Annotated in this window: 18 protein-coding genes; 5 read left to right on the top strand and 13 right to left on the bottom strand. The window is 47.5% G+C overall.

The window, feature by feature from the left end; all coding sequences use genetic code 11:
- Positions 1-11: 11 nt before the first annotated feature.
- Positions 12-1,745, bottom strand: coding sequence for an ATP-binding cassette domain-containing protein (locus AC3RCI_RS12885; RefSeq protein ID WP_492529327.1), 1,734 nt, complete (start codon positions 1,743-1,745; stop codon positions 12-14).
- Positions 1,742-2,587, bottom strand: a complete 846-nt coding sequence (locus tag AC3RCI_RS12880; protein WP_146239881.1) for an ATP-binding cassette domain-containing protein — start codon at positions 2,585-2,587, stop codon at positions 1,742-1,744. Before AC3RCI_RS12880 ends, AC3RCI_RS12885 begins: the two co-directional genes overlap by 4 nt.
- A 113-nt stretch (positions 2,588-2,700) precedes the next feature.
- On the opposite strand from AC3RCI_RS12880, the gene AC3RCI_RS12875 reads away from it, so the two are divergent.
- Positions 2,701-3,291 (top strand): biotin transporter BioY, encoded by a 591-nt coding sequence (locus AC3RCI_RS12875; RefSeq protein ID WP_492529325.1) that lies wholly within the window; start codon positions 2,701-2,703, stop codon positions 3,289-3,291.
- Positions 3,292-3,524: 233 nt separating this feature from the next.
- Here AC3RCI_RS12875 and AC3RCI_RS12870 read toward each other — a convergent pair whose 3' ends face one another.
- From AC3RCI_RS12870 to AC3RCI_RS12845, 6 genes are all read right to left on the bottom strand, one after another.
- The gene (locus tag AC3RCI_RS12870) at positions 3,525-5,780 is read right to left on the bottom strand and encodes an FAD-dependent oxidoreductase (RefSeq protein WP_492529323.1); all 2,256 of its coding nucleotides are present in this window, start codon (positions 5,778-5,780) and stop codon (positions 3,525-3,527) included.
- Between the two features lie 5 nt (positions 5,781-5,785).
- On the bottom strand, positions 5,786-6,631 hold the full coding sequence (locus AC3RCI_RS12865; protein WP_492529321.1) for a carbohydrate ABC transporter permease: 846 nt from the start codon (positions 6,629-6,631) through the stop codon (positions 5,786-5,788).
- A gap of 22 nt (positions 6,632-6,653) precedes the next feature.
- The gene (locus AC3RCI_RS12860) at positions 6,654-7,535 is read right to left on the bottom strand and encodes a carbohydrate ABC transporter permease (RefSeq protein ID WP_492529319.1); all 882 of its coding nucleotides are present in this window, start codon (positions 7,533-7,535) and stop codon (positions 6,654-6,656) included.
- Positions 7,536-7,798: 263 nt separating this feature from the next.
- Positions 7,799-9,112: an ABC transporter substrate-binding protein gene (locus tag AC3RCI_RS12855; RefSeq protein ID WP_492529890.1), complete on the bottom strand. Its 1,314-nt coding sequence runs from the start codon at positions 9,110-9,112 to the stop codon at positions 7,799-7,801.
- A gap of 153 nt (positions 9,113-9,265) precedes the next feature.
- Positions 9,266-10,021 carry a response regulator transcription factor gene (locus AC3RCI_RS12850; RefSeq protein ID WP_492529317.1) on the bottom strand — a complete coding sequence of 252 codons (756 nt, stop codon included), beginning with the start codon at positions 10,019-10,021 and terminating at the stop codon, positions 9,266-9,268.
- A gap of 18 nt (positions 10,022-10,039) precedes the next feature.
- Positions 10,040-11,842 (bottom strand): sensor histidine kinase, encoded by a 1,803-nt coding sequence (locus tag AC3RCI_RS12845; protein WP_492529315.1) that lies wholly within the window; start codon positions 11,840-11,842, stop codon positions 10,040-10,042.
- Positions 11,843-12,291: 449 nt separating this feature from the next.
- Between AC3RCI_RS12845 and AC3RCI_RS12840 the strand changes: the two genes are divergently transcribed.
- Together AC3RCI_RS12840 and AC3RCI_RS12835 are read left to right on the top strand one after the other, a co-directional pair.
- On the top strand, positions 12,292-14,016 hold the full coding sequence (locus AC3RCI_RS12840; protein WP_492529313.1) for a cellulase family glycosylhydrolase: 1,725 nt from the start codon (positions 12,292-12,294) through the stop codon (positions 14,014-14,016).
- Between the two features lie 127 nt (positions 14,017-14,143).
- Positions 14,144-15,043 carry a manganese catalase family protein gene (locus AC3RCI_RS12835; RefSeq protein WP_492529311.1) on the top strand — a complete coding sequence of 300 codons (900 nt, stop codon included), beginning with the start codon at positions 14,144-14,146 and terminating at the stop codon, positions 15,041-15,043.
- Positions 15,044-15,114: 71 nt separating this feature from the next.
- Here AC3RCI_RS12835 and AC3RCI_RS12830 read toward each other — a convergent pair whose 3' ends face one another.
- Positions 15,115-15,504 carry a hypothetical protein gene (locus AC3RCI_RS12830; protein WP_492529309.1) on the bottom strand — a complete coding sequence of 130 codons (390 nt, stop codon included), beginning with the start codon at positions 15,502-15,504 and terminating at the stop codon, positions 15,115-15,117.
- A gap of 493 nt (positions 15,505-15,997) precedes the next feature.
- Between AC3RCI_RS12830 and AC3RCI_RS12825 the strand changes: the two genes are divergently transcribed.
- A complete protein-coding gene (locus AC3RCI_RS12825) occupies positions 15,998-16,375 on the top strand; it encodes a hypothetical protein (RefSeq protein ID WP_492529307.1) in 378 nt (125 codons plus the stop codon).
- Between the two features lie 85 nt (positions 16,376-16,460).
- On the opposite strand, the gene AC3RCI_RS12820 is transcribed toward AC3RCI_RS12825, so the two are convergent.
- From AC3RCI_RS12820 to AC3RCI_RS12810, 3 genes are all read right to left on the bottom strand, one after another.
- Positions 16,461-18,425: a sucrose-specific PTS transporter subunit IIBC gene (locus tag AC3RCI_RS12820; protein WP_492529305.1), complete on the bottom strand. Its 1,965-nt coding sequence runs from the start codon at positions 18,423-18,425 to the stop codon at positions 16,461-16,463.
- 26 nt (positions 18,426-18,451) lie between these two features.
- Entirely contained in the window at positions 18,452-19,927 is a 1,476-nt protein-coding gene (locus AC3RCI_RS12815; protein ID WP_492529303.1) for a glycoside hydrolase family 32 protein, read from the bottom strand.
- Positions 19,928-20,088: 161 nt separating this feature from the next.
- Positions 20,089-21,078: a LacI family DNA-binding transcriptional regulator gene (locus tag AC3RCI_RS12810; protein WP_492529301.1), complete on the bottom strand. Its 990-nt coding sequence runs from the start codon at positions 21,076-21,078 to the stop codon at positions 20,089-20,091.
- Positions 21,079-21,618: 540 nt separating this feature from the next.
- Between AC3RCI_RS12810 and AC3RCI_RS12805 the strand changes: the two genes are divergently transcribed.
- Positions 21,619-22,698 carry a bifunctional 3-deoxy-7-phosphoheptulonate synthase/chorismate mutase gene (locus tag AC3RCI_RS12805; RefSeq protein WP_492529299.1) on the top strand — a complete coding sequence of 360 codons (1,080 nt, stop codon included), beginning with the start codon at positions 21,619-21,621 and terminating at the stop codon, positions 22,696-22,698.
- A gap of 122 nt (positions 22,699-22,820) precedes the next feature.
- Here the strand turns inward: AC3RCI_RS12805 and AC3RCI_RS12800 are convergent, their stop codons facing one another.
- Positions 22,821-24,494 carry a ribonuclease J gene (locus tag AC3RCI_RS12800; RefSeq protein ID WP_492529297.1) on the bottom strand — a complete coding sequence of 558 codons (1,674 nt, stop codon included), beginning with the start codon at positions 24,492-24,494 and terminating at the stop codon, positions 22,821-22,823.
- Between the last annotated feature and the right edge of the window lie 125 nt (positions 24,495-24,619).

Genomic DNA, 24,619 nt, shown 5'->3' with positions numbered 1-24,619 from the left:
CTCTCTCGTCATCACTTACGTATCGATATAAACAAAACAAATACAATAAGTCCAATACAACAGATGATTGTATCCCTTTTGGACCATACCAACAGGGTAGAACGTACGCCAAGCATCGGATTTTCCCGCACTTTCCGCATCTCCATGGCAATCGTCATATCTTCCGCTCTCTGCAATAACGACATTAATAAGGGGATAACCATCGGTCCGATGTCCCGGACCCGAACCGTATTGGGTTTCAGGGCAGCTTTACCGCGTGATCGAACGATAAGCGAGAAGCGCTGCCACTCGCTCCAGATCATCGGGATAAACCGGAAGATCAATGAAACGGCAAGTGCAAACGAAGCAACAGGCAGCCTAATTTTTTTACCAATGCTCAGCACCCAGTTTAACCCTTCTACCATTCGGCCATAAGGCGTGGTTAGCGAAAACCAGAGACTCGCCAAAGTAACGATAAACAGACGAAATACATTCAGGAGTGTTGCCTCCGCCTGCAGCAAGGAAAAACCGAAGCGTAGACTCCCTCCCTCTGTAGCAAGCGTGGTTCCAGATAACGCTGTAGATATAATGAAGAACAGCAATAAGGGCTTCATTAACTTCACGCAGCCTGCCAGAGTCTGACGGGGCAATATACTAAGCGCCAAAACGACTGGTATCAGTGTGAGGGATAACCCAATCCAGCGGTGCTGCAGCATTGCTGCCGTTACGAGCAGAATATACAGTAGCCATTTAAGACGCGGGTCCATGTTACGGTAAAGGCCATTGGGTGGAGTTGCCTCTTGAGCTTCAATGGAATGCTCCATTTTTGCTAACTCTTGCTGGCTCGCTTCACTTGTCCCTGGCACACTCCTGGACTGTTCTCCCTGCTGACGAAGCTCATTCGAAGCCTGGAAAGAAGTCTGAGCTATACTTGCAGCCATCTCTTCAGGTGTCATTGCAGTGGGCAAGTCCATACCAGCCACTCTCAACTGCTGGGCAAGTCGCATGGAAGGCGGCAACCCGATCTCCGCCTCTTCCAGCAGTTCGGGATGCATATGAAGTTCTCTCGGTGTAAGATCCGCAATCAACCGTCCTTCTCGCAGCAAAAGAACACGATCCGCAATCGGCAAAAATGTATCCAGGTCGTGCGTGGCCACAATGGCTCCCTTACCTACATTCCGGTGCCGTTTAAGCACGTCAAGCAGAAGCAAAACGCTCTGCGCTTCCAATCCAGCGCTGGGTTCATCAAGCAGAAGCCACTCAGGCTTCGTTGCCGTCCCGAGTGCGAGGCCGAGCCTTCTTCGTTCACCCCCGCTCAGCGCAAAAGGAGATCTATCCGGATTGAAGCGCTGTTTCATCTCATCTGGATCCGTTGGCGGATCCCATTGTACAAGCGACTCGGTCATCTGGGATTTCTTTTGTTCATCCGATAGTGGGAACGGGCGAAGCGAGTACGAGAATTCCCGTTGAATGCTTCGGGCAAATAGCTGCTGCTCGGGAAACTGGAACACCAATCCCATCTGCAGCAAAATAGACCGCGGTACCTTCCCATTTTGCCAGAATGGTTCACCGTTCAATGCAATGTGACCAGCACTTGGTGGTTTGAGACCTGCTATGGTCTGCAATAAAGTGGTTTTACCGGATCCTGTGCAGCCTAATAACAGGGTTATTTCACCGCTGTTAAACTGGATGGACATGTCCTGCAAAAGCGCTCGTGTTCCGGAGTCAGGCGCTTCTATGGTTAGGTGATCCAGTTCAATAGTCATCGGGCAGCCTCCTCCACCAGTTGTTCTGGCCGGAGTGGTGTGGCGGCTTGATTCAAAAAACCTTGCTGTTTGAGAAGGAGAGCTGTTTTTACTGTAAAGGGTGGGTCCAGTCTCAGTCGCTCACAGGGTGTACGTTCCTCAGCCATGGTTACCGGGGGAGTCTCGAGCGTACTTCCATAGAAAAATGACGATGGTACCCCATCATATACACATTGTCCTTGTTCCATAGCCATAATCCGATTACTTAGAGTTGCTTCTTCCAGGTGATGCGTTATCCAGACAACTGCGGTTCCTTGCCGGACGACAGATTCCACAATGGATTCTATCCGCTCTCTCGCTCCCGGATCCAGCATGGCTGTAGGTTCATCCAGGACAAGAACATCCGGCTTCGAGGCCAGGGCTACCGCAATATTGAGCAGCTGCTTTTGACCGCCAGACAAACGAGATATGGATGTGTCCGGGGAATATTGAAGGCCAACCATATGTAAAGCGTCTTCTCTACGCCGTAATTGTTCCTCTACTGAATCAACGAACGGCGATAGACTGAAATGAAACTCTTCCTCAATCGTATCTCCAAGCACCTGCGCATCAGGCTGCTGAAGCACTCCGCGAACGGCAAGCTCAGGAGCGGCCTGTCTTGTTCCGCCTGATAGTTGTGTGAAGCCGATCAGCACTGCGGCCAGTGTACTTTTCCCGCTGCCATTGGCTCCCACAATGCTGATCCATTCTCCGGGATATACGTTCAGGGAAACCCCATCGACTGCCTTGCGAACCTGGCCGGATTCGGCCGCATAATGAACTCGCACTTGTTCCAGTGTAATTAAAGGTATAACGTCCTGCATCGAAATTTGGTCCTTTCCCTTTTGCTTCTTTTGTGGTACGATCCAAATCGTTAACCACCGTTTCCTGTTTTGGTTAACAATAAGATTACCAAAATCGAAAGGATTGTTCAATCATGAAATTATCTTTGCGGGGTATTGTATTTAGTGCACTCATGGCAGCTATACTTGTTCTTTTTGGTTACATAAGTATTCCCATCGGTTTCTCACCCGTCCCTATTACGCTGCAGACACTTGCCGTCATGCTGGCGGGAGGATTACTGGGCCCGTTATACGGTTTTCTGAGTATTGCTCTTGTCGTTATTTTGACTGCTCTCGGGTTCCCACTTCTGCACGGGGCCGGCGGCCTCGCCGTACTCCTCGGTCCAACAGGCGGATACGTCATGATGTGGCCTTTCGCCGCCCTGCTCATTGGATTATTGCTGGCACGAATCAAGCTGAAAGGGATCGGCGGTTATGTACTGGCATTTGTCGTGTTTGAACTGTTCGGATCGCTGCTGATCTATGTTTCGGGCGTACCTTGGCTGGCTTATGCCTATAAAATGTCTCTTCCGGAAGCCATGATTCAAGGTTTCTATCCTTACATTATCGGAGATCTGATCAAAGCAATCTTTGCTGCGATCATTATCGCCCCAGTTCGTATGGTATTCCCACCGCAGCGACTGACAGGTAATCTGAATTCGACCATTATGAAGGCAGAATCCTAAGGAAGACATAATCTAAAAAATGCTCAAGTCAAAAAGTCGTTTCCGCGTGCATGAAGGTACTTACATTCACGCTGGAAACGACTTTTAAATATAATGAGGAACTTTGCTAATGATTGAATCATGAAGGTGATTCTTGCTCCCCAGCTCTAACGACCAGTTAGCGAATCTGCTTAAACCCATTCAATTCAAAACAAATATAAAATGGAAGGGCAGCGCCGATGGCGCTGCCTTTTTTAGGAATATACACGGACTTCAATCAGCTCGGCACAAGGTGCACCGTTGGTCTCCTCAATTACGATACGTAACGTTTTAGTTGATAGACTATCCTTCAAATCCATTCGGTTCGTTCGTTTACGATTATCCTTCACGGATTCAACCAGAACCCGTTTGCCTTCCACCTCTGCCTCGATCCGGTACGCTTTTACGAGCTCCGGAATGATCTCGAACGGAGTCCGGTGATGATGCAGATTAATGAGATCTTCATTCACATCATCATTCCATGTAAGAAGAATCTCACGGATAGACACCTCATGCTCCCACTCCAACTCCACCCAGGCTTCACCGTTTTCGTTCTCATACAGAGGTAGAGACATCCAGGAATGAGGACCGCCATAAGGGCGTTTATAGCCATCGATTACTTTTTCCGGCAGATAAGTATCTGTCTTTCCTGTAATTTTAAAACAAAATGGTTTGCGGTTCAGTGCCTTCATGCTCCAGGCAACAACGGGCTGAGACTCATCGTGATCCTCAAGGGAAGCGACCGCGTGTGGGGCAGCACCCTTCTCAAAGGACAACACACCGGTTACTTGCTGACTGGATTGATAGAGTCTAATTCTATCATTCTGCCTGATAACAACAAATGCATTCTGCGAATGGGCAGGCTCCCATTGGATGCTGACATGAATCCATTGCTCTTCACCCTTAGTTACACGAATGGTCCTTTCGGCAATCTGTTTTGCTGGAACGTAGTTCTCTTCCCGACCTGTATCCCAGAGCTCTACTTGGAGCTCTGTATCTTCCTCTGCCGATACCAGTAGCTCCATCCCCTGAAGCGAAGGATCAACGGGAAAAAGAATTCCGATATCTCTCTCCAATCGATAGGACGCTGCCGGTTGATCAATTGCAATGGTCATACACGCTGTTGAAGCAGTTACTACAGCCTTAGGGGCAAGGTCCTGCCTGTCTTCATTTCGCAATCCGATGACCGATGCATCCTGTCGCAGCAGCGTTTGCTGCAATTCCTTCAGATGCTGGTTATGGATCAATCGCGGGGATACCCCCTTGGCTGCACAGAGCGCAGCAGCAGTCCCGGCAGCTTCACCCATCACCGCACAGGTTGCCATAACTCTTGTCGTACCGAAGGCCACATGTGAAGCACTTACATTTCTTCCCGCAAAGAGCAGGTTCGACACATTCGCCGAATAAAGTGAGCGATAAGGAATATGATAGATGCCATCGGCATGCATATGCTTGGAACCGCTGGCTTCGGCGTACATGCCCTGCGGTGGATGCAGATCAATGGACCACCCGCCAAAAGCAATCCGGTCGGCAAAAGGCTCCTGAGCTAGAATATCATTTTGGTTGAGTACATAATCTCCCATAAAACGTCTGTATTCTCGTTTCCCCGGAATGGACCCCACCCACTCCAGTGTCATCGTTTCTGCATCAAACTGCCCTGAATTTTTAATATAATCCCAGATGCCATAAATGACCGACCAGAGTTCATCCCGGATCCGTTCATTCTCATGAACCGTGTCCAGTTCCCCTCCCCATTCGATCCACCAATAATGACAGCCTGAATCACCGCTGCGAATGACACGTTTGATTGGAATGGGCGTTTCCTCAATGTTTTTGGCAAAGGACGGAGGCACGAAACGAACAGGTCTACCGGCATCTTGTGTGTAAAATAGCAGCGTACTTCCCAGTGTTATCTGATCAGCCGTCTCAGGTGCCCACTCTTCTTCATATTCATGTGCCGCCTCACGTCCCAGACGATAGCGGGCTCCAGCCAGAAATCCGACTAAGCCGTCTCCTGAACAATCAAGAAACACCGGACTTTCAAAGCGAATGCGCCGTTCCGATCCCATCATCCACCCCGTCACCGATCGAATATGGCGGTCTTCCTCCGTTCCTTCTGCTTCCACCTCGTGTACATCCGTATTCAGAAACAGGCTGATCCGTTCTTCCGCTCGAACGGCTTCCAAAAGGACCAGATCCCACAAATAGGGATTGCCTTCCGGATTGCGGTACTGGTTCTCCAGGAACAGCTCTCCCATGATGCCCGTCTCCCGGGCATACCGATTCGTTCCGTGTGCTGTTGCTCCGCAAACCCATACCCTTACTTCACTGCTTGAATTACCGCCAAGCACAGGCCGGTTATTAATTAGGGCCACCGTACTTCCCAATCTCGCCGCTGCGATGGCAGCACAGATGCCTGAGAGCCCGGCCCCGACAATGGTAATGTCACTGGTAATCTGTTCTGTTCTCATGTTCATCACCCTTTCACGGCAGAATTGGTCAACCCCTGAATGATGTAACGCTGCCCTATAGCAAATACAATGATCATGGGGATAATCCCCGCTGAAGCAGCAGCCATCATGCCATTATAATCCACCGTATTTTCCAATATGAAATTTTGCAGTCCCAGAGGTACCGTATACAGTTTCTCGTCGATCAGAAACACAAGTGCATTCTCATAGTCGTTCCACTGCCAGGAAAAATCAATAATGGCCAGTGTGGCCAGTGCCGGCTTGGCAAGTGGCAAGATCAGGCGGAAGAATATGCGGAAATGTCCCGCTCCATCAATAAAGGCTGACTCGGATATTTCATTCGGAATGGACAGGAAGAACTGACGAAGCATGAACACGCCGAAAATGGTGAACAAACCAGGCAGAATCAATGCCAGATGTGTATTATAGATTCCCGCCCACTCAAACATGATGAACTTCGGAACGAAGAGCACTTGCGGCGGAATCATCATCATCGACAGATAGAGCAGAAACAGTGCATTCCGACCCTTGAAATCAATCCGGGCGAATCCGTATGCTGCAAAAGCGGAAAGAAATGTTGCGCCTACCATGCCAATGATGGATATCTTGAGTGAATTCAAATAATACGTACCGAAGCTTTTGGCACCGGACCATACTTTTTGATGATGCTCCCAGGTCAGATTGGATGGAATCCACTCAATGGGATATTTGAAAACTTCCATAGGCGTCTTTAGAGATGTGCTTATCATCCAAAGAAAAGGAATAATCATGACAATAGCCAGTGCCAGCATAATGATGGTGATGAGCAAACTGCCAGGCTGCACAATGGATAGACGTTTTTTGAGTTCCATACTTCCTGTCCCCCTTTTTAGATTAGTAATGGACCCAGCGTTTTTGCCCTACCCACTGAAGAACAGTAACCAGCAGAATAATGGCGAACAGTGCCCAGGAGACCGTAGCGGCGTATCCCATGTCATAATAACGGAACGCATTCTGGTATACATACAGAGACAGGATGGTTGTACTATTCCCAGGTCCCCCCTGTGTTGTGGCCTGAATGATTCCGAACGTTTTGATAGCCATGATCAGTCCGGTAATTAGCAGTAGAAATGTGGTTGGACTTACCAGAGGCCATATGATTCTGCGCAAAATCTGAAGCGGCCTGGCTCCATCGATCTTGGCTGCTTCGAGCAGCTCAGATGACACTTCCTGTAAGGCAGCAAGGTAAATAATCATGTTGTAGCCAAGCATAAACCAGATCCAGATGATATCGATGGCGTACATGGAGGAGGTTGTCGTGGAGAGCCATCCCGGTGGGTTATCTACACCAATACTGCGCAAGAAACCGTTGATTGGTCCCTGATTCGGCTGAAACAGCAGCATCCAGACAAATGCCACAGCTACTCCGCTCGTGATATAAGGCATAAAGTACAACCCGCGCAGCAGCTTTTTCAGATAAATCTTTTGATTCAGGATGACGGCTACAATAAAACCAAGCACAATCGAGACAGGTACGGCGAGCAAAAATATCAGGGTATTACGCAAGGATAGAAAGAACAGCGGGTCTTTCATCAATCGCTTGATATTGTCCAAGCCTATAAACGTCATATCTGGGTTCATAAATTTGTAATCCGTAAACATGAGACCAAAAGAGTAGATGGCCGGGATCAGGAAAAAAAGCAGAACTCCCAGCATGTTTGGACCGACAAAAATATATCCCAGCATGCGCTGTCTTCTCATCCAGTTGTTATGCATTGTTCTTCGCCTCGTTTCTTCCAGGGATAACCCAAGTCTACCAACCCGGCAATGTTCCCATAAGTAACAAATCCACCTTGTTCATAAAACAGAATGATGCAAAAAATGCTTTGCCACAGGCGGTCCGATCATTCATAAACATCAATTTGTTCTATTCTGCGAATGCCTATCCATCTGCTGTCAAAACAAAGAGACTGCCACCATAAATCTGGAGCAGTCTCGATATTTCAACCTTTTGGAGTACACGAATTATGTTGCTCTTTTTATTTGGCCGTCTTGAGATAATCATTATGTCTGGAAACCATAGCGGAGATCGTTGTATCCAGATCCTGTACGCCCAGAAAATACTTTTCGTACTCCTGCGCTCGCAAATCCACTACTTCCTGAGGCACAGTCCGGACATAGGTTAGCGTTTGATAATCAAACATGACATACATGAGTGACTCCAGATCATACGTATCTTTCTTGTCTCCTAGCATGCTCTCCAGCGCCTTATCCTGATCTGCATCCTTGGAAGCTGGGAATCGTCCTCCCTCAGCCATTGGGGCCATGCCGCCATCCGCATACCACTTCAGAAATTCCCAGGCTGCTTCCTGATGTTTCGATTTGGCATTAATGGAGATGTAATCTCCCAGTCCACCTCGCATGACATAGCCTTCCTTATCTTCAGACAAACGCGGTACCGGTGCGAAGGCGATGGTGAAATCCCGCGGGTAATCGGTAAAATTGTTAGAGCTGCGGAGAAGCCATGCCCCAATGTTAAGCATAGGTACTTCCCCGCTCAGAAACATCTGCTCCACAGGCATTTTCGACGTCAGCTGCTCTCCGAGCGGCGGTGTCGTTTTATCCTCAGCCATCATGGCATTCAGGGTTTCCAACCACTTTCTTACCATGGGATGATCCAGGTTGGACGTTCCGTCTGCCTTGGTATACCCTTCCTGCGACAGGACGGAATCCATTGAATCAACGAAAGGTTCTGTGTTTTGAATGAACCCATATCCACTATCCTTTTTTAGCTTTTTCGCATATTCTCTCATCTCATCCCAGGTCCAGTCCTTCGGAACAGGCAGATTGGCCGCATCGAGTGCTTCCTTGTTCAGTGCCACGAAATAGGTGCTCTTCGTGGTAGGGACACCATAATACTTTCCGTCAATTTTCCAGCCCTCCGCATCAGGACCCATTTTCTCGTCAATGTTGTAGTCGGTGAAGGAACTCAGGTCAGCCGCAGCACCGGATGCCACCCTCTTGGCCGTATGGGAAATCGTATAGTTCACAAATAAATCCACATCCTGACCTGTCATGATGGCCGTATCCAGTTTAAGATTGCCTTCATCATCATTCACATAACGCACATATTCAATCTGTGTTTCGGGATGCTCCTTGTTCCACACATCGATGACTGCCTGCGGCCCCGCTTCAGGCGGTACGCCTCCCCACATTTTCAGTTTGACTGTATCACCCGAATTGTCAGACGAACCGGTCTGAGCATTGGAACCTGAATCATTGGAACAACCTGCGATCATGCCCACAACAAGGACAAGTGATACCATTCGTGCAACCAAGCCTTTTTTTCTCACCAAGAGACGACCCCCTCGTAAATTCTGGATTGAAGTTTGCAACTTAAGGATAGCAAATGAGTGAGAATGGTCGTAAGTAACAGAATCATGATTGCCATGGAACAGAAATACACATTTGAAACCGTTATCATCCTTCAGTCAAATTATTTTGTTCTATTTCTGATGACGATACTGACTCGGGGTTGTACCCGTCATTCGTTTAAAGATTTTGATAAAATAATTATCGTTCATAAAACCGACCTGGTGGCCAATCTGGTTCACAGGCCAATCGGTATCCGTTAGATACTCGATCGCTTTGTTAATACGTGTTCGATGCAAATAATGAATCAGCGTCTCCCCGGTCTTCTTTTTAAACAGGGCACTCACGTAGTTTTCCCCCATCATGACGTAACGTGCGAGGAACTTCAGTGTAATATCCTGATCATAATGCTGTTCAATGTATTGGATGATCTTATTCACTTCCGGATGCGTAATTTTCTCCTTGGGCGCTGTGGATGCGGGACGAATGGCGCGCTCTTGTGGCACTCCGTTATTCGATAATTCCTTGCTTACCTTAACGAGAGTTTCGCGCAAATCCTTCACACTCATCGACAACTTCAGAATGTAATTGGAAGCTCCGTATTCCATGGCCTGCCGCATGGATTCAAAATCGCCCATACATGTCAGCATGACAAATTTGGATTGGATGCAAGCCTTCCTTGTTTCCTGAAGTAACATTAGTCCGTCCATCTGCGGCATGACAATGTCACACAGAACAAGATCCGGAGGGTCCTGCTTAATCATTGGTAACGCTTCCAATCCATTGCTTGCTTCTCCGGCTAGCGTGAACCCCATGTCCTCCCAACGAATGATCTCCTTCACGGACTCCCGGACGAATGTCTCATCTTCCACCAGTAATACTTTCCACATCGTAGTCCCTCCATTCCGTTAATCCTCGTCATTCTTGTTGCCCAGGTTTTGGTTCGCATATGGTTCGGACAGCAAAACAGGCAGATGAATCCGGCACAATGTCCCCTGTTCCAACGAGATCACCTCGAGCTCGCCTTTGTCCTTGAATAGAAGTCTTAGCCGTTCCCTGATATTCTGCAGCCCAATACTCGGTCTCTGACGACCCTGCTCCCTGTTATTCTTCGAATGATCCATTCCCACCCCGTTATCCTCGACCTCCAGCGTCAAACGATCAGGCACAACTGCATTTCTAAACATCCGGATCTGTATCCGGCCTCCCTCTGCCATATTGCCAATCCCGTGGCGAATCGCATTGTCAATCAAAGGCTGCAGACTGAGCTTGGGAACCAGGGCATACAGCAGCTCTTCGTCATAACTGAACTCTATATCAAACACATTTCCATATCTGACTTGTTGGATATACAGAAAAGCTCGCGTCAGATCCATTTCATCACGTAGGAGAATGAGATCCACATCTGAATTAAGGCTGGTTTCCAGCAGTTTACCGAGTGAAAGACATATTTCCACCGTTTCTTCGTTCCCGTTCCGCAGGCCAATCCATTTCAGTGTATTGAGCGTATTCAGCAGAAAATGTGGATTCATCTGAGCTAGAAGCATCTGAAAATGGACGGCATCCTTCTGCCTTTCTTCGGCACGAAGCTGTTGAACCAGTCGGTTCATGTCTACCATCATCGTATTGAAGGTCCGTGTAAGATCCAGCACCTCTCCCCGGTGATTCTCCTCTGGCAGCCGAATGCGGAGATCCTTGCCAACCGCTTCTTTCATCTTGACCTGTAGACGGGATAATGGCCTTGTAAATGTGTAAGCAATCATGAAAGCAATAGCAATAAAAAGCGCCGTAATGGCATAGAACGTTGCGAAATAATGCTTCTTCAGGCTTTCAATCTCACCAAACAGCAATTGTAAGGGAATGCGGTTTATCATATACCAATCCAGTGAAGGCAGATAACTATAGTTAATGAGTGACTCACTGGACTTGTCAGTCCAGTATCCATTACTCGGCTCGCGGGAAACCTCACGAATAACTTCATCGGACAGCTTAGACTCGGAATTGGAACGAGCAATCACTTCGCCCTGGCGGGTCATGATAAAATAGAGCTGGTCACTCTCGGACTTCTGCAATACAGACTGAAACCAGTAGGAGAAATCAATGCTGATTCTTGCCAGTCCGTATGTATTGTTATTCCGGTCACGTAATTTGGCGTAAAGAGATAACAGGGTCGGGCTCCTGGTCACATCACGAGATACGTAATTCTCATCATTCGATGTCCATACATATGAGGTTCCGCTGTCCTGAAGGGCCAAAAAGGAACGATCCGAGGCAACAGTTTCATAATCTAGCGGGACCTTGGGCTGATATGAGGTGTAGATATTCCCGTCTTCATCAAGCAGCGTAAAATAAACCGATGGATTGTAGAGAAAAAAGCTGTTATTCAAACCCTTGAATTTGTCCTCCATACGCTCCTTGTTATCCAGCACATTGTGCTCGCCAGGATTTTGAAGAATTCGGCGAACTTCAGAGTCCTGTTCCAGAAAGATCAATGTTTTGAAAGCGATACTGAGCTGATCTTCCAGCGACTGGTGGAGATTATCCAGCTGTTCATGACTCTGTTCACTAATCTTCTGCTGCACAAGCGATTCAATTTTTTCGTAGTTGTACAGATTGAGAATACTGAATGGAAGCAGAATGACAAGCGCGAACCCTGCAAACAAACGGTATTTGAGCTTGTGGGGGATCATCCATCCCAGCCACTTCCGCATATGAACCGACTCCTTTTGCTGCCCTCTGGTGAACTTATTATATCACCCTGTTCATGCAGCTGGATGGCTGATTTTGCTAACGATATCTTCATTTTAAAGAACCCTGCACTCCAGTCATAGAAACATATTTCTCATTGCATAGAACATATCTACACATTAAAGCCCGCTTCTCTTCGAAAACTCATGCTTTCATATACGAACAGTTTATCCATCCTATTATCGCGAGACGGATCACTAATTTACAACTGATTTCTGTTCCAATTATGAGGGTACTCGCTTCTTTTATTCTATGTTATATTAACATCTACGAAAACGCTTTCAATACAAATTTTGGAGGTGATCCTTCCTTCGTAAATCCTGTCTGGACTGTTTTATAACTGAGCTTTTCTCCATCTGAGCAAGCATAATTCATCAGTTCAACTATTCCAAGCATGAAGGAGACACTGTTAATGAAGAAAAATCGTAAAAATGTTCTATCACTCACACTAGTTACCGCCCTGATTCTGTCTCTGTTCTCTTCTGCCATGGCCTCTGCAGCTCCTGATCACAAAGGCAAGCCAAGTAAGCCTGCTGCCCCAACCAAAATCCAATCCTACGTCAGCGCCATGGAACCAGGCTGGAATTTGGGTAATTCGCTCGACGCTGTGGGCGAAGACGAGACAGCCTGGGGTAACCCGCGGATTACCAAGGAACTGATCAAGCAGATTGCAAAGCAAGGTTATAAGAGCATTCGCATTCCTGTGACCTGGGAAGCCCACATCGGCGACGCACCCGACTACACCATTGATCCCGCCTACATGAACCGTGTACAGGAAGTTGTGGGTTGGGCACTCGATGCCAATCTCTATGTCATGCTTAATATCCACCACGATTCCTGGCGATGGGTCAGTTACATGGAGAAGGATCATGACCCTGTGCTAGCACGCTATAATTCCGTATGGACCCAGATTGCGAACCAATTTAAAAATGCTCCTTCCAAGCTGATGTTCGAAAGTATTAACGAGCCCCGTTTCACTGAAGGCGGAACAACAGATGCCGCAGTCGGGTACCGTATGCTCGATGAGCTTAATACTTCTTTTCATCAAATTGTAAGGTCTTCTGGCGGAAACAACAAGACACGTCCACTCGTACTCCCGACGATGCACACCTCATCCGCACAAGCCGATCTGGATGCATTAAATGAGACGATCACGAAATTAAACGATCCAAACATTATTGCGACAGTTCACTATTATGGCTTCTGGCCATTTAGTGTGAACATCGCTGGTTTTACCAAGTTTAATGAAGAAGTACAAAAAGACATCACGGATACATTCGATCGTGTATACAACGCTTTTGTAGCCAAAGGTATACCAGTTATTATTGGTGAATATGGCTTGCTGGGCTTCGATCAGCATACGGGTGTCATCGAACAAGGTGAGAAACTGAAATTCTTCGAATTCGTTGGACAGTATCTGCGTCAAAAGAAGATGACCACCATGCTGTGGGATAACGGTCAGCATTTCAGTCGTACAAACTATACTTGGTCTGACCCTGATCTCTATAACACGATGAAAGCGAGCTGGAAAGGTCGTTCGTCCACAGCCGAATCCGATCTGGTCCAACTCAAAAAAGGAGCAGCCGTTCAAGATCAAACGATCCGATTGAATCTGAATGGAAACACCTTCAAATCCCTGGCTAACGGTAACAAGAAACTGTCTAAAGGCAAGGATTACACAATTAAGGATGACGTGCTGACCCTTAAATCCAGTCTGTTAAGCAAACTGACCGCTTCCGGCAATCTTGGTGTCAATGCGAAGCTTACAGCGAAATTCAACAAAGGCGCCGACTGGCACCTGAATATCATTACGTATGATACACCTGTGCTGAGCGATGTTACAGGAACTACCGATTCTTTTGCAATTCCAACCACGTTTAACGGAAACCAGCTGGCTACCATGGAAGCAACTTATGCCACCGGAGGTAACGCCGGTCCGCAAAACTGGACTTCTTTCAAGGAGTTCTCCTACACCTTTAGCCCGGATTACAGCCGCAATGTCATTGAACTCAAACCAAACTTCTTCAACGAAACGAATGATGGTGAGGTTATTCTCAAATTCCACTTCTGGAGTGGCGAGGTGCTCACCTACACAATAACGAAGAACGGTACCAGTGTCGTTGGTCAAACGTCTTAAGTTGCAAATGCGAACGTTCTGTTCAGAGCAAAGCTCTGGCAGAACGTTTTTGTTTTGACCAAAGTCCGAATAACGTACAAGTCATGCCTCATACCTTTACAGTAATTTGGCTTGAGGAGGCAAAATCATGTTTAAACGGGTAGACCGCCTTGCAATTGAACTGCCGATCTCCAATAACCCGGATCCCAATGGAGCAAGCGCAGTCCAGGAACTGCTTGGTGGAAAGTTCGGCGAGATGTCCACGTTAAATAACTACATGTTCCAGTCCTTCAACTTCCGGGGCAAAAAAAAGCTGCGTGCCTTTTATGACATTGTGGCAAGTATTACGGCTGAAGAATTCGGTCATGTGGAGCTTGTCGCCAATACGATTAATCTGATGCTGGTTGGCACTACTGCTCCGGGAGACCCTGATACTACCCCGCTTCGTACAGGTAAGGATGCCCGTATTACTTCCCATTTCATTGAATCGGCTCAGACCGCGCTCCCTTTTGATTCCATGGGCAGACCCTGGAACGGCTCCTATGTCGTGAACAGCGGCAATTTGATCTTCGACCTGCTGCATAATTTTTTCCTCGAATGCGGCGCACGTACTCACAAGATGAGAGTGTACGAGATGACGGATCATCCAACTGCGAGAGAGATGACCGGTTATTTGCTCGTCCGTGGCGGCGTACATATTCTAGCCTATGCCAAAGCGCTGCAGATTGCAACCGGCGTTGATGTGACCAAGATGTTCCCTATTCCCCGCCTGGACAATAAGGTGTTTGACACGACCCGGAAATGGGAAGCCATGGGCGAACATCGCAGGCTATACACCTTTAGTGACAAGGACTACCAGAATATCGCCCAAATCTGGAAAGGCACACATCCGACAGATGGCGGAAAACTGGAGGCATTTGCAGGACTGCCCGGACACAGTGGTGCTATTCCCGATCTGCCTGACCTGCCGGAAGAATTCGCCCCTGGCGTCTCTGCGGAAGATCTGTTACAGATTGCAGAACGGCTGAAGCGCCAAGCAGGATTGTAGTGCTGAACATATGTCAAGCGGTCATCTCATTATTCGAGATCACCGCTTGTTATTTTTGCATGACCGTCCCATCATAAAACAAACGATATATCACCGCTTCGGCTGTGTATGACATATGAGGCTCCCAACCCGCGGTATACCAGCTGCACCGGATTCAGGCTGCTTGTAACTACATAAAGCCGCTGCGGGCACCAGCTATGGCATAATTGAATGTCCTGACAGCACTCTGGCAGATTTCTTTCAAATACAAAGGCATGTTTCACCGCCCAATCTAAAGCAATGGGCGTCTTGTCTGCCGAACCAGAGTGATAAAGGCGATACACAGAGAGTTTACCGATCAATTCAGTCAGCTGCTGTTCCTCTTCTGCATTGTGGACAAGCACGATTACATCCATCCCCCTCTTCAGCAATAAACGAACAAACTCCATTCCTGCTGAGCTCTGTCCCGTTGAAACTAACATTACAGCGTCTTCCACCATCGTACTCCCTCACCTTCGTCTCCAAGCCAGCAAGAATAAATATCCTCTGGCACGGTATGAGCGAATCATAGTCCTGTACTTGCAGGGCTGCAAGGCCGTAAGGGAACGATTTACTGCGTAAATCAACCAATTCTGGCGAATCTCAAGTTCTTTTTAACCCTAATCTACAGCTGGCTTCCTCTAGCTTCCGTTTACCGTGGAGGAAATGCCCCAATGAAATAAACGGATGTAATCAGCAAAAATAGCAGACTGAACCCGATTTAATCGCTTACATCACGGAAATGTTCACCCGGAAGCACTTAAATGCGGTAAATAAAAGATCCCCAACATTTTACTTCATCGTCACTCAGCCGTAACATAAACCAAAGGTTGAAGAACATAAAGTCGCATTCATTCGATGGAGGTTGGTGGCGTGTTTCCGAGCTGTGAACTTATAAATCAAATTACCATAAACCATGAAACGAAGATTACTTCCATGGAAATCATTCGGTACGATATGCGAAAGCTGCCGTTACTCCCTCATGAACATTCAGGCGGCTACTGCGGCTTGTTCAAAATTTCGTGTGGAGGTATTCACGGATTTGCAGAATTCAATTTACCGCGAGGTTCAGAGCCTGCCGATCTGGTCAAATGGGCTTCGGTATTCGCAGGGTTAAAAGGGTTGGAACCGAAGCGAGCTATCCATTACATCAGCGAGCACCAAAGTCTGTGGGGAGAGGTCCGTGCTCATTTTCTTCTAAAATGCCTAGACAATCTGATCTTCAATCTGGAGAATGGCGGGAATTCACCTATGAGCCAGGAACAGGTGCGTTCTTTTTTGATGGAATATGCGCTCACCTATTATTCGTTTTAATACACATGTTACGTTGTCTGAATAGCAAAAAAAGCAGGCAATGAGTCTGGTCAAATTCATCAGCTCTCTCTGCCTGCTTTGTTCATTATTGTTTAAACTTTACGACAAGGATGTTGTCCCCATTCGCCTGTACACTGCCAATCTTGGCCGTCTGCACTTCTTCTATGATTTCATTTCCGTTCGGGATCAGAACGGGAGTGATGAGTGGCAGCCCCGCCGCCTGAATGGAGTTCATGTCAAACTCAATCAATAATTGTCCAGCGGTAACTACATCTCCGCTCTGGACATGAGCGGTAAATCCCTCTCCCTTTAGACCAACGGTATTGATTCCAACGTGAACAAGCATTTGCAGACCACTCTCATGCTCCAGAATGACAGCATGTTTACTCTTGTTCATGACATGGGCTACGATGCCATCAAAAGGTGCGTATACCTTACCCTCCGTAGGCTCAATGGCAATCCCCTCACCCATATGCTTCTCTGAAAATGCAGGATCAGGTACGTTGGCCAAAGCCACCGCTGTACCGGTCATCGGCGAAGCAATCTCCAGCTTATCCACCTGGGGCCGATGTACCGCTGCTTGATTGGTCCGATCATCCGTACCTGCGGTTTGGACAGCCGAAGGATCACTCTCATTTCCACTGTTCGTTATCTCATCTACAGCAAGCGGCTGATCCTTGTAACCGAAGAACCAGGTTAATGCAAAGGCCACACCCACAGCAACCACATTCACAAGAATGTACAGGGGCAGCTGACTGTTCAGATACAGCAATGTACCGGGAATCACCGTTACGGCCATGCCTGTACCCTTCAGATGGAACAAGGATGCGAGAAAACCACCAACACCGCCACCAATCAGTCCCATAACGAACGGTTTCATGTAGCGCAGGTTTACGCCAAAAATGGCAGGTTCGCTAATCCCGAGAAAAGCGGATAAGGATGATGGCAGGGCAAGAGCCTTGAGTTTTGTATTTTTTGTTTTTAATCCTACGGCTAAACAAGCGGCTCCTTGTGCAGCCATCGCAGAAGTTACAATGGCGTTGAATGGATTATAACCTGTTTTTTCCAGCAGCTGGATTTCCAAAAAGTTAAAGATATGATGCACACCGGTAACGACAATAATCTGATTGAAGAAACCAATAATAATTCCGGCAATACCGAATGGAAGGTCAAGAACAGCTGTCGTCCCATGCAGCACCCACTCTTCAAGCGAATGAAAGACGGGACCGATGGCAAAGAGCCCCAATGTAATCATAACTGTTAGTGTGATAAAAGGCGTGAGGATCAGGTCCAGCGCCTCCGGCACGCGTTTTCTCAGAACCTTTTCGAACTTCGCTCCAATAAGTCCCACGAAAAATGCAGGTAAAACGGACCCCTGATAGCCTACAACGGGTATAAATCCAAACATGTGCAATGCTTGAGCCGATCCATCTGCCACAGCATAAGCATTCGGCAGTGCCGGATTGACAAGCATCAGTCCGAGCACAATTCCGAGCACAGGGCTGCCGCCAAATACGCGGAATGCAGACCAGGCCACCAGCGCAGGCAGGAATGCGAATGCAGTGTCTGTCAGAACTTGCGTAAACAACAGGAAATTGGGCGAAATGTCCTCAGGGGTTGCACCGAACAAGGACAGAATTTCATTCTGAGTAAGCAATCCGCGCAGCCCCATGAACAACCCTGTAGCCACCAGTACAGGTATAATAGGTACGAACACGTCTCCGAACGTGCGGATTGCTCGTTGAAATGCGTTGCCTTCCTTTTTCCCCTGATTCTTCACGTCTTCCTTGGAGGTACCTTCGATTCCGAGCTTCTCGACCTCTTCAAAGATCCGGTTCACGGTACCCGTCCCAAAAATAATCTGATACTGTCCGGAATTGAAGAAGGCACCCTTGACCTTGTCTATATTCTCGACCTGCTTCTGATCGATTTTCTCTTTGTCATTCACCATAATGCGAAGACGTGTCGCGCAGTGGGCAAATGATGCGATGTTATCTTTGCCCCCAATGGCTTGAATAACTTCCTTGGCTATTTGTTGATTATCCGACATGGTATTTCATTCCCCTCACCTAATATCTAGTAATCCCATTTGGTCGCTTTGAACTCAGCCTTGCCTCCACTCGCAAAAAAGCGAATTCCCGTACTTTCGGGGCTTGGGAAAATTCGACTTGTGAATACCTCTTCCCCATCATTGACAAAGATTTCAACCGACGACGTATCTACAAACAGCTGTAACTTGATCCGATCTCCGTTCAGCGTGCACTGGCGTACCGTGCCATTCATGCCCCCCATTGGAGCACCTGAAGAGGTTCGATCCAATATCAACTTTTGCTGAAGACGGTCGTATTGCAAAACGGTCTTTTCTTCACCGCCTGTTCGAAATTCAATCCCGAATCGTTCAGCATCAACATGACTGATTTCACATTCCAGCTCATAGGCAGTCCCGTTGAATGCAGCAATACTTTCAGATCTGTTCTCCAGTGTCGTTTGATAACGGTACCCCTCGGATTGTCGACGGAGCTTCTTCATCTCATCAACAGGCTGCTGAATGAGTTTGCTGTCTTTGAGGGACAACTGGCGCGGGATCGTAAGGCAATGGGCCCATCCGCTCGCATCGGTTGGATACTCCACATCCGGAAGTCCCATCCATCCAATCAATATGCGTCTTCCGTCCGGCGCTTCCATCGATTGTGGCGCATAGAAATCGAACCCGCGATCCAATTCCTGAAAAGAATCATGATCAAACGCTCTCGTCTGTAGATTCAATGGCTCACCAATCAGGTAACCTGACTGAAAAATGTTGTTGTATAAATCCCCTTCACCTTCGATACCCTGTGGTGAAAAAAGAAGCACGCCTCTGCCATTCATCTCAAAGTAATCCGGACACTCCCACATATAGCCGAATTGGGAGAGATGTGTCTGGATCTCACCCAGAAACTCCCACGCCGTGAGGTTGGATGATCGGTACAACACCGCGCATCCTGTCATGTCTGTCCGCTGTGCTCCAATTACACAATAATAGGTATCCCCATCCTGCCAAACCTTCGGGTCCCTGAAATGCTCTGTGTACCCGGATGGTACTGACGATATAACCGGCTGGTCGGCTTTCACAACTGAACCGCTTTCATCCATGACCGCCAAGCATTGATACGGATGTCTGATCCATGCTTCATCCCTGGTGTTGCCTGTATAGAGCAGGTGCAGCTTGTCATCCTTAACAATGGCACTTCCTGAGTAAGCCCCGTGCGAATCGAATGGATCACCCGGACGGATGCCGATGCCGACCTGCTCCCAGTTCACAAGATCCGACGAGCGAACATGATACCAATATTTCATTCCGTGCTCTGTTCCCAGGGGAAACCACTGATAGAAAAGATGGTAGTGTCCTTGGTAATATGAAAATCCGTTAGGATCATTCAGCAAGCCCGTAACAGGTTGAATGTGATAGGATTGTCTCCACGAGCAAGCGGAAATCAACGCTTTCAGCTTCTCAATCTCTCCTTCTTCCGCCTGCTCAATGAATCGATAGCGCTGCTCTCTGGTCATTTTCATAACATATCTCCTAACCTTGCCCAAAATTATTACATTATAGAGGAACCGGTTCCAACACAAATAAAAAAATAATTCCACGGCATACAGCCAAAACCATTATTCCAATTCGAATATCTCAAACGAATGGAACCGGTTCGATGGAATTATCATAAAGGATAAGTTTATACGTTGTCAACGCTTTCTCGGGGAATCAATTCCACATCAAGTATAGTTTGCTTCTCTACCGGCTCACCTGTAACCTGACGAATCATATGGCTCGCAGCCAGTTTACCGGCTTGCAAATAATGAAATTTCACTGTTGTCAGCGCCGGATGAATCATTTCCGTGATATCGTATCCGCCGAATCCGGCTACCGACAATTCATGGGGAATTCGAATCTTGTTAGAGAACGCTGTCTTCATTACACCAAGTGCGATGTTATCCGTGGCACCTACAATGATGCTCGGTTTATTGTCCCGAAGAATGGCTTCTGCTGTAACGATCGCTTCGGACATTTTGAAGCTTGTCTCGTAGTAGGTAACATCACACCAACTCCCGCCATATTCGGCGATGGCACGCTGGAATCCCTGTCTACGATGTATGCCGACGGCCTGGTCCCTCTCCGTTACACCAAGATAAACAATCTGGCGGTGCCCCTTCTCCACCACATATTTGCCCATATCGTATCCGGCCTGGTCATCGTTGTGAACCAAACTATGCAGACGTTCATGCTGTTGTCCCACCAACAACACAGGAATACCAATCTCTTCGACTGCCTTCAGATGTGCTTCGGTTACTTCAGCGGCAAGCAGAATAATGCCAGATACCTTCTGCCTTGCAAAATCATAAATAGCGTCGATCTCGCGGTCCATATCCTGGCTTGTGTTGGCAATCAACATCTGGTACTGATTGGTTCTTAATTCCTCATCTATGCCGATAAGCGTCTGTGAAGTTGCAAATGAGTCCAGCCGGGGGACAACTGTTCCGATAATACTGGTTTTCTTCGCTTTGAGACTCTGAGCAAAGGTATTTGGTACGTAATTGTATTGTTTAATAATCCGCTCAATTTTCTGGCGTGTATCTTCACTGACCGAACCGCCATTAAGAAAACGGGAAACGGTGCTTTTGGCCACGCCGGCCAGTTGAGCGATATCAGATATGGTTTTGTTCATAGTTACTCCTCTTGTGTACAGCTTAAAAATGAAAATGGATAATGCACCCTTCATATTATACTTGGTTGATGTCGATGTGGCGAATATCATTGTGCTGCAGTACAGCGTTATTGATGTGCGGCATCACTTCAATTCATTGCATGCAGAAGGTGTACATGCTAGTATAACTTCAATTCATATCGTGCACGATGGAATATTAACATATCAATAAACAATTACAGGCTATGACGGAAAGAGTAAGCGGAATCTGGCGTTGATTACAGGGACGTGGTGCCAAAGACTGAGAGCACCCGAGGCAACCATCCGCCGAAGTTCACTCCCGAGCCGATTGCTGAAAAGCGGCTTCTTCAAGCGTCAGCTTCTAGGACAATCCGTTCCTTGCGTTAAAAGGTCAAAGTGAGATTCGGCATGCCTGCAATCAGGCTGAACCGTTTCTAATTAGGGTGGTACCACGGCTTCTTCGTCCCTTGCGGATGAAGGGCTTTTTTTGTTTTTCAATAAAATGAATTCATATCCAACGTAACGGAGGAGTGGTTGTAAATGGACGAGAACAAAACCTTGGAACAATTACGAAGCCGATTAAATGAGATTAATCATGATCTGCTTCACTTACTATCAGAGCGGGCGCAAATCACACAGGAAATCGGTCAGATCAAGGAAAAACAGGGTGTTCCCAAGTTTGACCCCGTTCGTGAGAAAGAAATGCTGGAAGAATTGACGGCAGCCAATCCTGGGCCTTTCCAGGATGATGCCATCAAGCTGCTGTTCAAGCAGATCTTTCAGGCTTCGCTGCATTTACAGGTTTACGAACACAAGAAACAGCTGCTCGTTAGCCGTAAAAACCAGCAGGAGGATACGATCGTCTCCATTGGTGACATTCAGGTTGGCGCGGGTAAACCAATCATGATTGCCGGACCTTGTTCCGTCGAGAGTTACGAGCAAGTCCGGGAGGTTGCCAAGGTTTTGAAAGAAGCCGGGATTTCGGTTATGCGCGGCGGAGCGTTTAAACCACGCACCTCCCCATATGATTTTCAGGGATTAGGTATTGAAGGACTGAAAATTCTGAAGGAAGTAGCTGACGAGTTTGGACTCAAAACGATCAGTGAGATAGTGCATCCAGGCCATATCGAGCTGGCAGCGGATTATATTGATGTGATCCAGATTGGTGCCCGAAACATGCAAAACTTTGAGCTGCTCAAAGCAGCGGGCGACGCTCGTATTCCGATTTTACTTAAACGAGGGTTGGCAGCAACCATTGATGAATTCGTGCATGCTGCAGAGTATGTCGTGTCCCGTGGGAACAAACAAGTCATGCTGATTGAACGAGGAATTCGCACTTATGAAAAAGCCACACGCAATACCCTTGATATCTCTGCCGTGCCTATTCTAAAACAGGAAACCCATCTTCCCGTGCTGGTGGATGTAACCCACTCTACTGGACGCAAAGATATTCTGGCTCCATGCGCCAAAGCTGCCCTGGCGGCTGGTGCCGACGGCGTTATGGTGGAAGTGCATCCCAATCCAGCGGTCGCGCTATCCGATAGTGCGCAGCAGTTGAACATCGAACAATTCCATCAGTTCCTCTCCTCCGTAAGACAATCCGGTTTATTGAAGGATTAATAGTCGCAGAAGATAGTGAACAGTATTCTTTAAAGCAAGCAAAAACAAAAAGCCTGAAGGAGCTGCCTATTCATCAAATATGAATGAGCATTCCTCAGGCTTTTTCTTATTCTAACCATTTTTCATACCTCAATGATAATAGGCAGGATCATCGGTCTTCGTTTCGTCTGGGCATAAATGTAATGTCCGATCTCGTCCTTAAGCTTTCTTTTGATGACATTCCACTGGTTCACTCCAGCTCCGGTCAGTTCTTCCATTCTGGATAGCACCAATCCATGAATTTCTCGCATAAATTCCTCCGAGTCTTTTACAAACACAAATCCTCTAGAAATGATCTCTGGAGATGTGACCATTTGCTTCTCCGTTTTGCTAAGTGTCGTCACAATGACAAGCATACCGTCTGACGATAACTGTCTGCGATCCCGAAGCACAATATTACCTACGTCCCCCATAATCAAGCCGTCAACCAGACTGTTGCCTGAAGCGATTTTGGGACCCGGTGATGCTACGCCGTCCTTGTACTGAATCATGTCACCATTATTTACGATAAATACGTGATCCGGATCGATGCCAACCGATTCAGCCAGCAATCTGTGCTGGTACAGCATGCGGAATTCGCCGTGGATGGGAACCAGATAATCCGGCTTCATCAGTGTCAGCATTAACTTCAGCTCTTCCTGACTGCCATGCCCCGAAACATGCATGCCCCCCGACCCGCTCGAGCCATATAGTACTCTTGCTCCCAGTACATACAGGTTATCAATAACGTGGGCTAAATTGCGTTCGTTGCCCGGAATTGCTCCTGCCGCAATAATGACGGTGTCACCTGCTGCCACTCTCAAGTGAGGATGCTTACCTGTCGCGAGCCGAGACAGCGCAGCCATAGGTTCACCTTGGCTTCCCGTACAGAGAATAACCACTTGTTCAGGAGGAAACTGATCCGCATCAATCGCTTCAATCAGCAGGCCGTCAGGAACATCCAGGTATCCGAGTTCACTAGCAACAGATACGACATTAACCATACTTCTGCCCAGCAAGGCCAGTTTGCGGCCGGTCTCAAAGGTGGCATTCACAATTTGTTGGACCCGGCTGACATTGGAAGCAAAGGTGGAGATGAATATTTTTTGCCTGGCTCGAATAAATGCATCCAGAATGCGATCCCCTACAACACGCTCAGAAGGTGTAAATCCAGGTCGTTCGGCATTTGTACTCTCGGACAGCAGCAGATGAACGCCCTGTTTACCAATCTCGGCCATTCGATATAGGTCAGGATAAGGTCCATTTACCGGTGACATGTCGAACTTGAAATCGCCGGTATGTACCACATTTCCACCAGGTGTCCGGAAGAATACCCCCAGGCAGTCCGGGATGCTGTGGCTCGTTGCAAAAAAGGAAACGTCGATATCCCCCAGCTTTACAGTGGAGTGAGCATCGATTGTATGAAGATCTGCGGTTCGCAGCATATTATGCTCTTTCAGTTTCAGTTCAATCAACCCTCGGGTAAGCCTGGATGCATATACGGGGATATTCATTTGTTTCAAAAAATAAGGTATGCCCCCGATGTGATCTTCGTGCCCGTGGGTAACAACAAGCGCTCTTACCTGGTCCAGATTCTCCAGCAAGTAGGAGACGTCCGGAATAATGAGATCGATGCCCGGCAAGGTCTCATCCGGAAATTTGGAACCACAATCAATGACGATAATATCCTGGTTGTACTGAATAATGTACATGTTCTTACCAATTTCGTTTACGCCGCCAAGTGCAGCGACATACAACTTATTGTGGGCTAGATTCAATTTGAAGCATCCTCCTTTTCGCTTTGCTGCAGTAACTGGGCTATTCTACAAGCCTGTTTATGTATTTGTAGTATGGTATTTCTCGGTTCACTTATGCATCGTGAATATCGCCATGCCAAAAAGCC

The sequence above is a fragment of the Paenibacillus sp. MT124 genome, from assembly GCF_058792755.1.
This window is presented reverse-complemented; position numbering and strand designations above follow the sequence as displayed.

Excerpts from the sequence above, each read along its gene's own strand:
- AC3RCI_RS12885 (WP_492529327.1), bottom strand. The coding sequence starts at position 1,745 with ATGACTATTGAACTGGATCACCTAACCATAGAAGCGCCTGACTCCGGA.
- AC3RCI_RS12865 (WP_492529321.1), bottom strand. The coding sequence starts at position 6,631 with ATGGAACTCAAAAAACGTCTATCCATTGTGCAGCCTGGCAGTTTGCTC.
- AC3RCI_RS12840 (WP_492529313.1), top strand. The coding sequence starts at position 12,292 with ATGAAGAAAAATCGTAAAAATGTTCTATCACTCACACTAGTTACCGCC.
- AC3RCI_RS12850 (WP_492529317.1), bottom strand. The coding sequence starts at position 10,021 with ATGTGGAAAGTATTACTGGTGGAAGATGAGACATTCGTCCGGGAGTCC.
- AC3RCI_RS12845 (WP_492529315.1), bottom strand. The coding sequence starts at position 11,842 with ATGCGGAAGTGGCTGGGATGGATGATCCCCCACAAGCTCAAATACCGT.
- AC3RCI_RS12835 (WP_492529311.1), top strand. The coding sequence starts at position 14,144 with ATGTTTAAACGGGTAGACCGCCTTGCAATTGAACTGCCGATCTCCAAT.
- AC3RCI_RS12875 (WP_492529325.1), top strand. The coding sequence starts at position 2,701 with ATGAAATTATCTTTGCGGGGTATTGTATTTAGTGCACTCATGGCAGCT.
- AC3RCI_RS12870 (WP_492529323.1), bottom strand. The coding sequence starts at position 5,780 with ATGAGAACAGAACAGATTACCAGTGACATTACCATTGTCGGGGCCGGG.
- AC3RCI_RS12820 (WP_492529305.1), bottom strand. The coding sequence starts at position 18,425 with ATGTCGGATAATCAACAAATAGCCAAGGAAGTTATTCAAGCCATTGGG.
- AC3RCI_RS12830 (WP_492529309.1), bottom strand. The coding sequence starts at position 15,504 with ATGTTAGTTTCAACGGGACAGAGCTCAGCAGGAATGGAGTTTGTTCGT.
- AC3RCI_RS12880 (WP_146239881.1), bottom strand. The coding sequence starts at position 2,587 with ATGCAGGACGTTATACCTTTAATTACACTGGAACAAGTGCGAGTTCAT.
- AC3RCI_RS12825 (WP_492529307.1), top strand. The coding sequence starts at position 15,998 with ATGGAAATCATTCGGTACGATATGCGAAAGCTGCCGTTACTCCCTCAT.
- AC3RCI_RS12805 (WP_492529299.1), top strand. The coding sequence starts at position 21,619 with ATGGACGAGAACAAAACCTTGGAACAATTACGAAGCCGATTAAATGAG.
- AC3RCI_RS12810 (WP_492529301.1), bottom strand. The coding sequence starts at position 21,078 with ATGAACAAAACCATATCTGATATCGCTCAACTGGCCGGCGTGGCCAAA.
- AC3RCI_RS12815 (WP_492529303.1), bottom strand. The coding sequence starts at position 19,927 with ATGAAAATGACCAGAGAGCAGCGCTATCGATTCATTGAGCAGGCGGAA.
- AC3RCI_RS12860 (WP_492529319.1), bottom strand. The coding sequence starts at position 7,535 with ATGCATAACAACTGGATGAGAAGACAGCGCATGCTGGGATATATTTTT.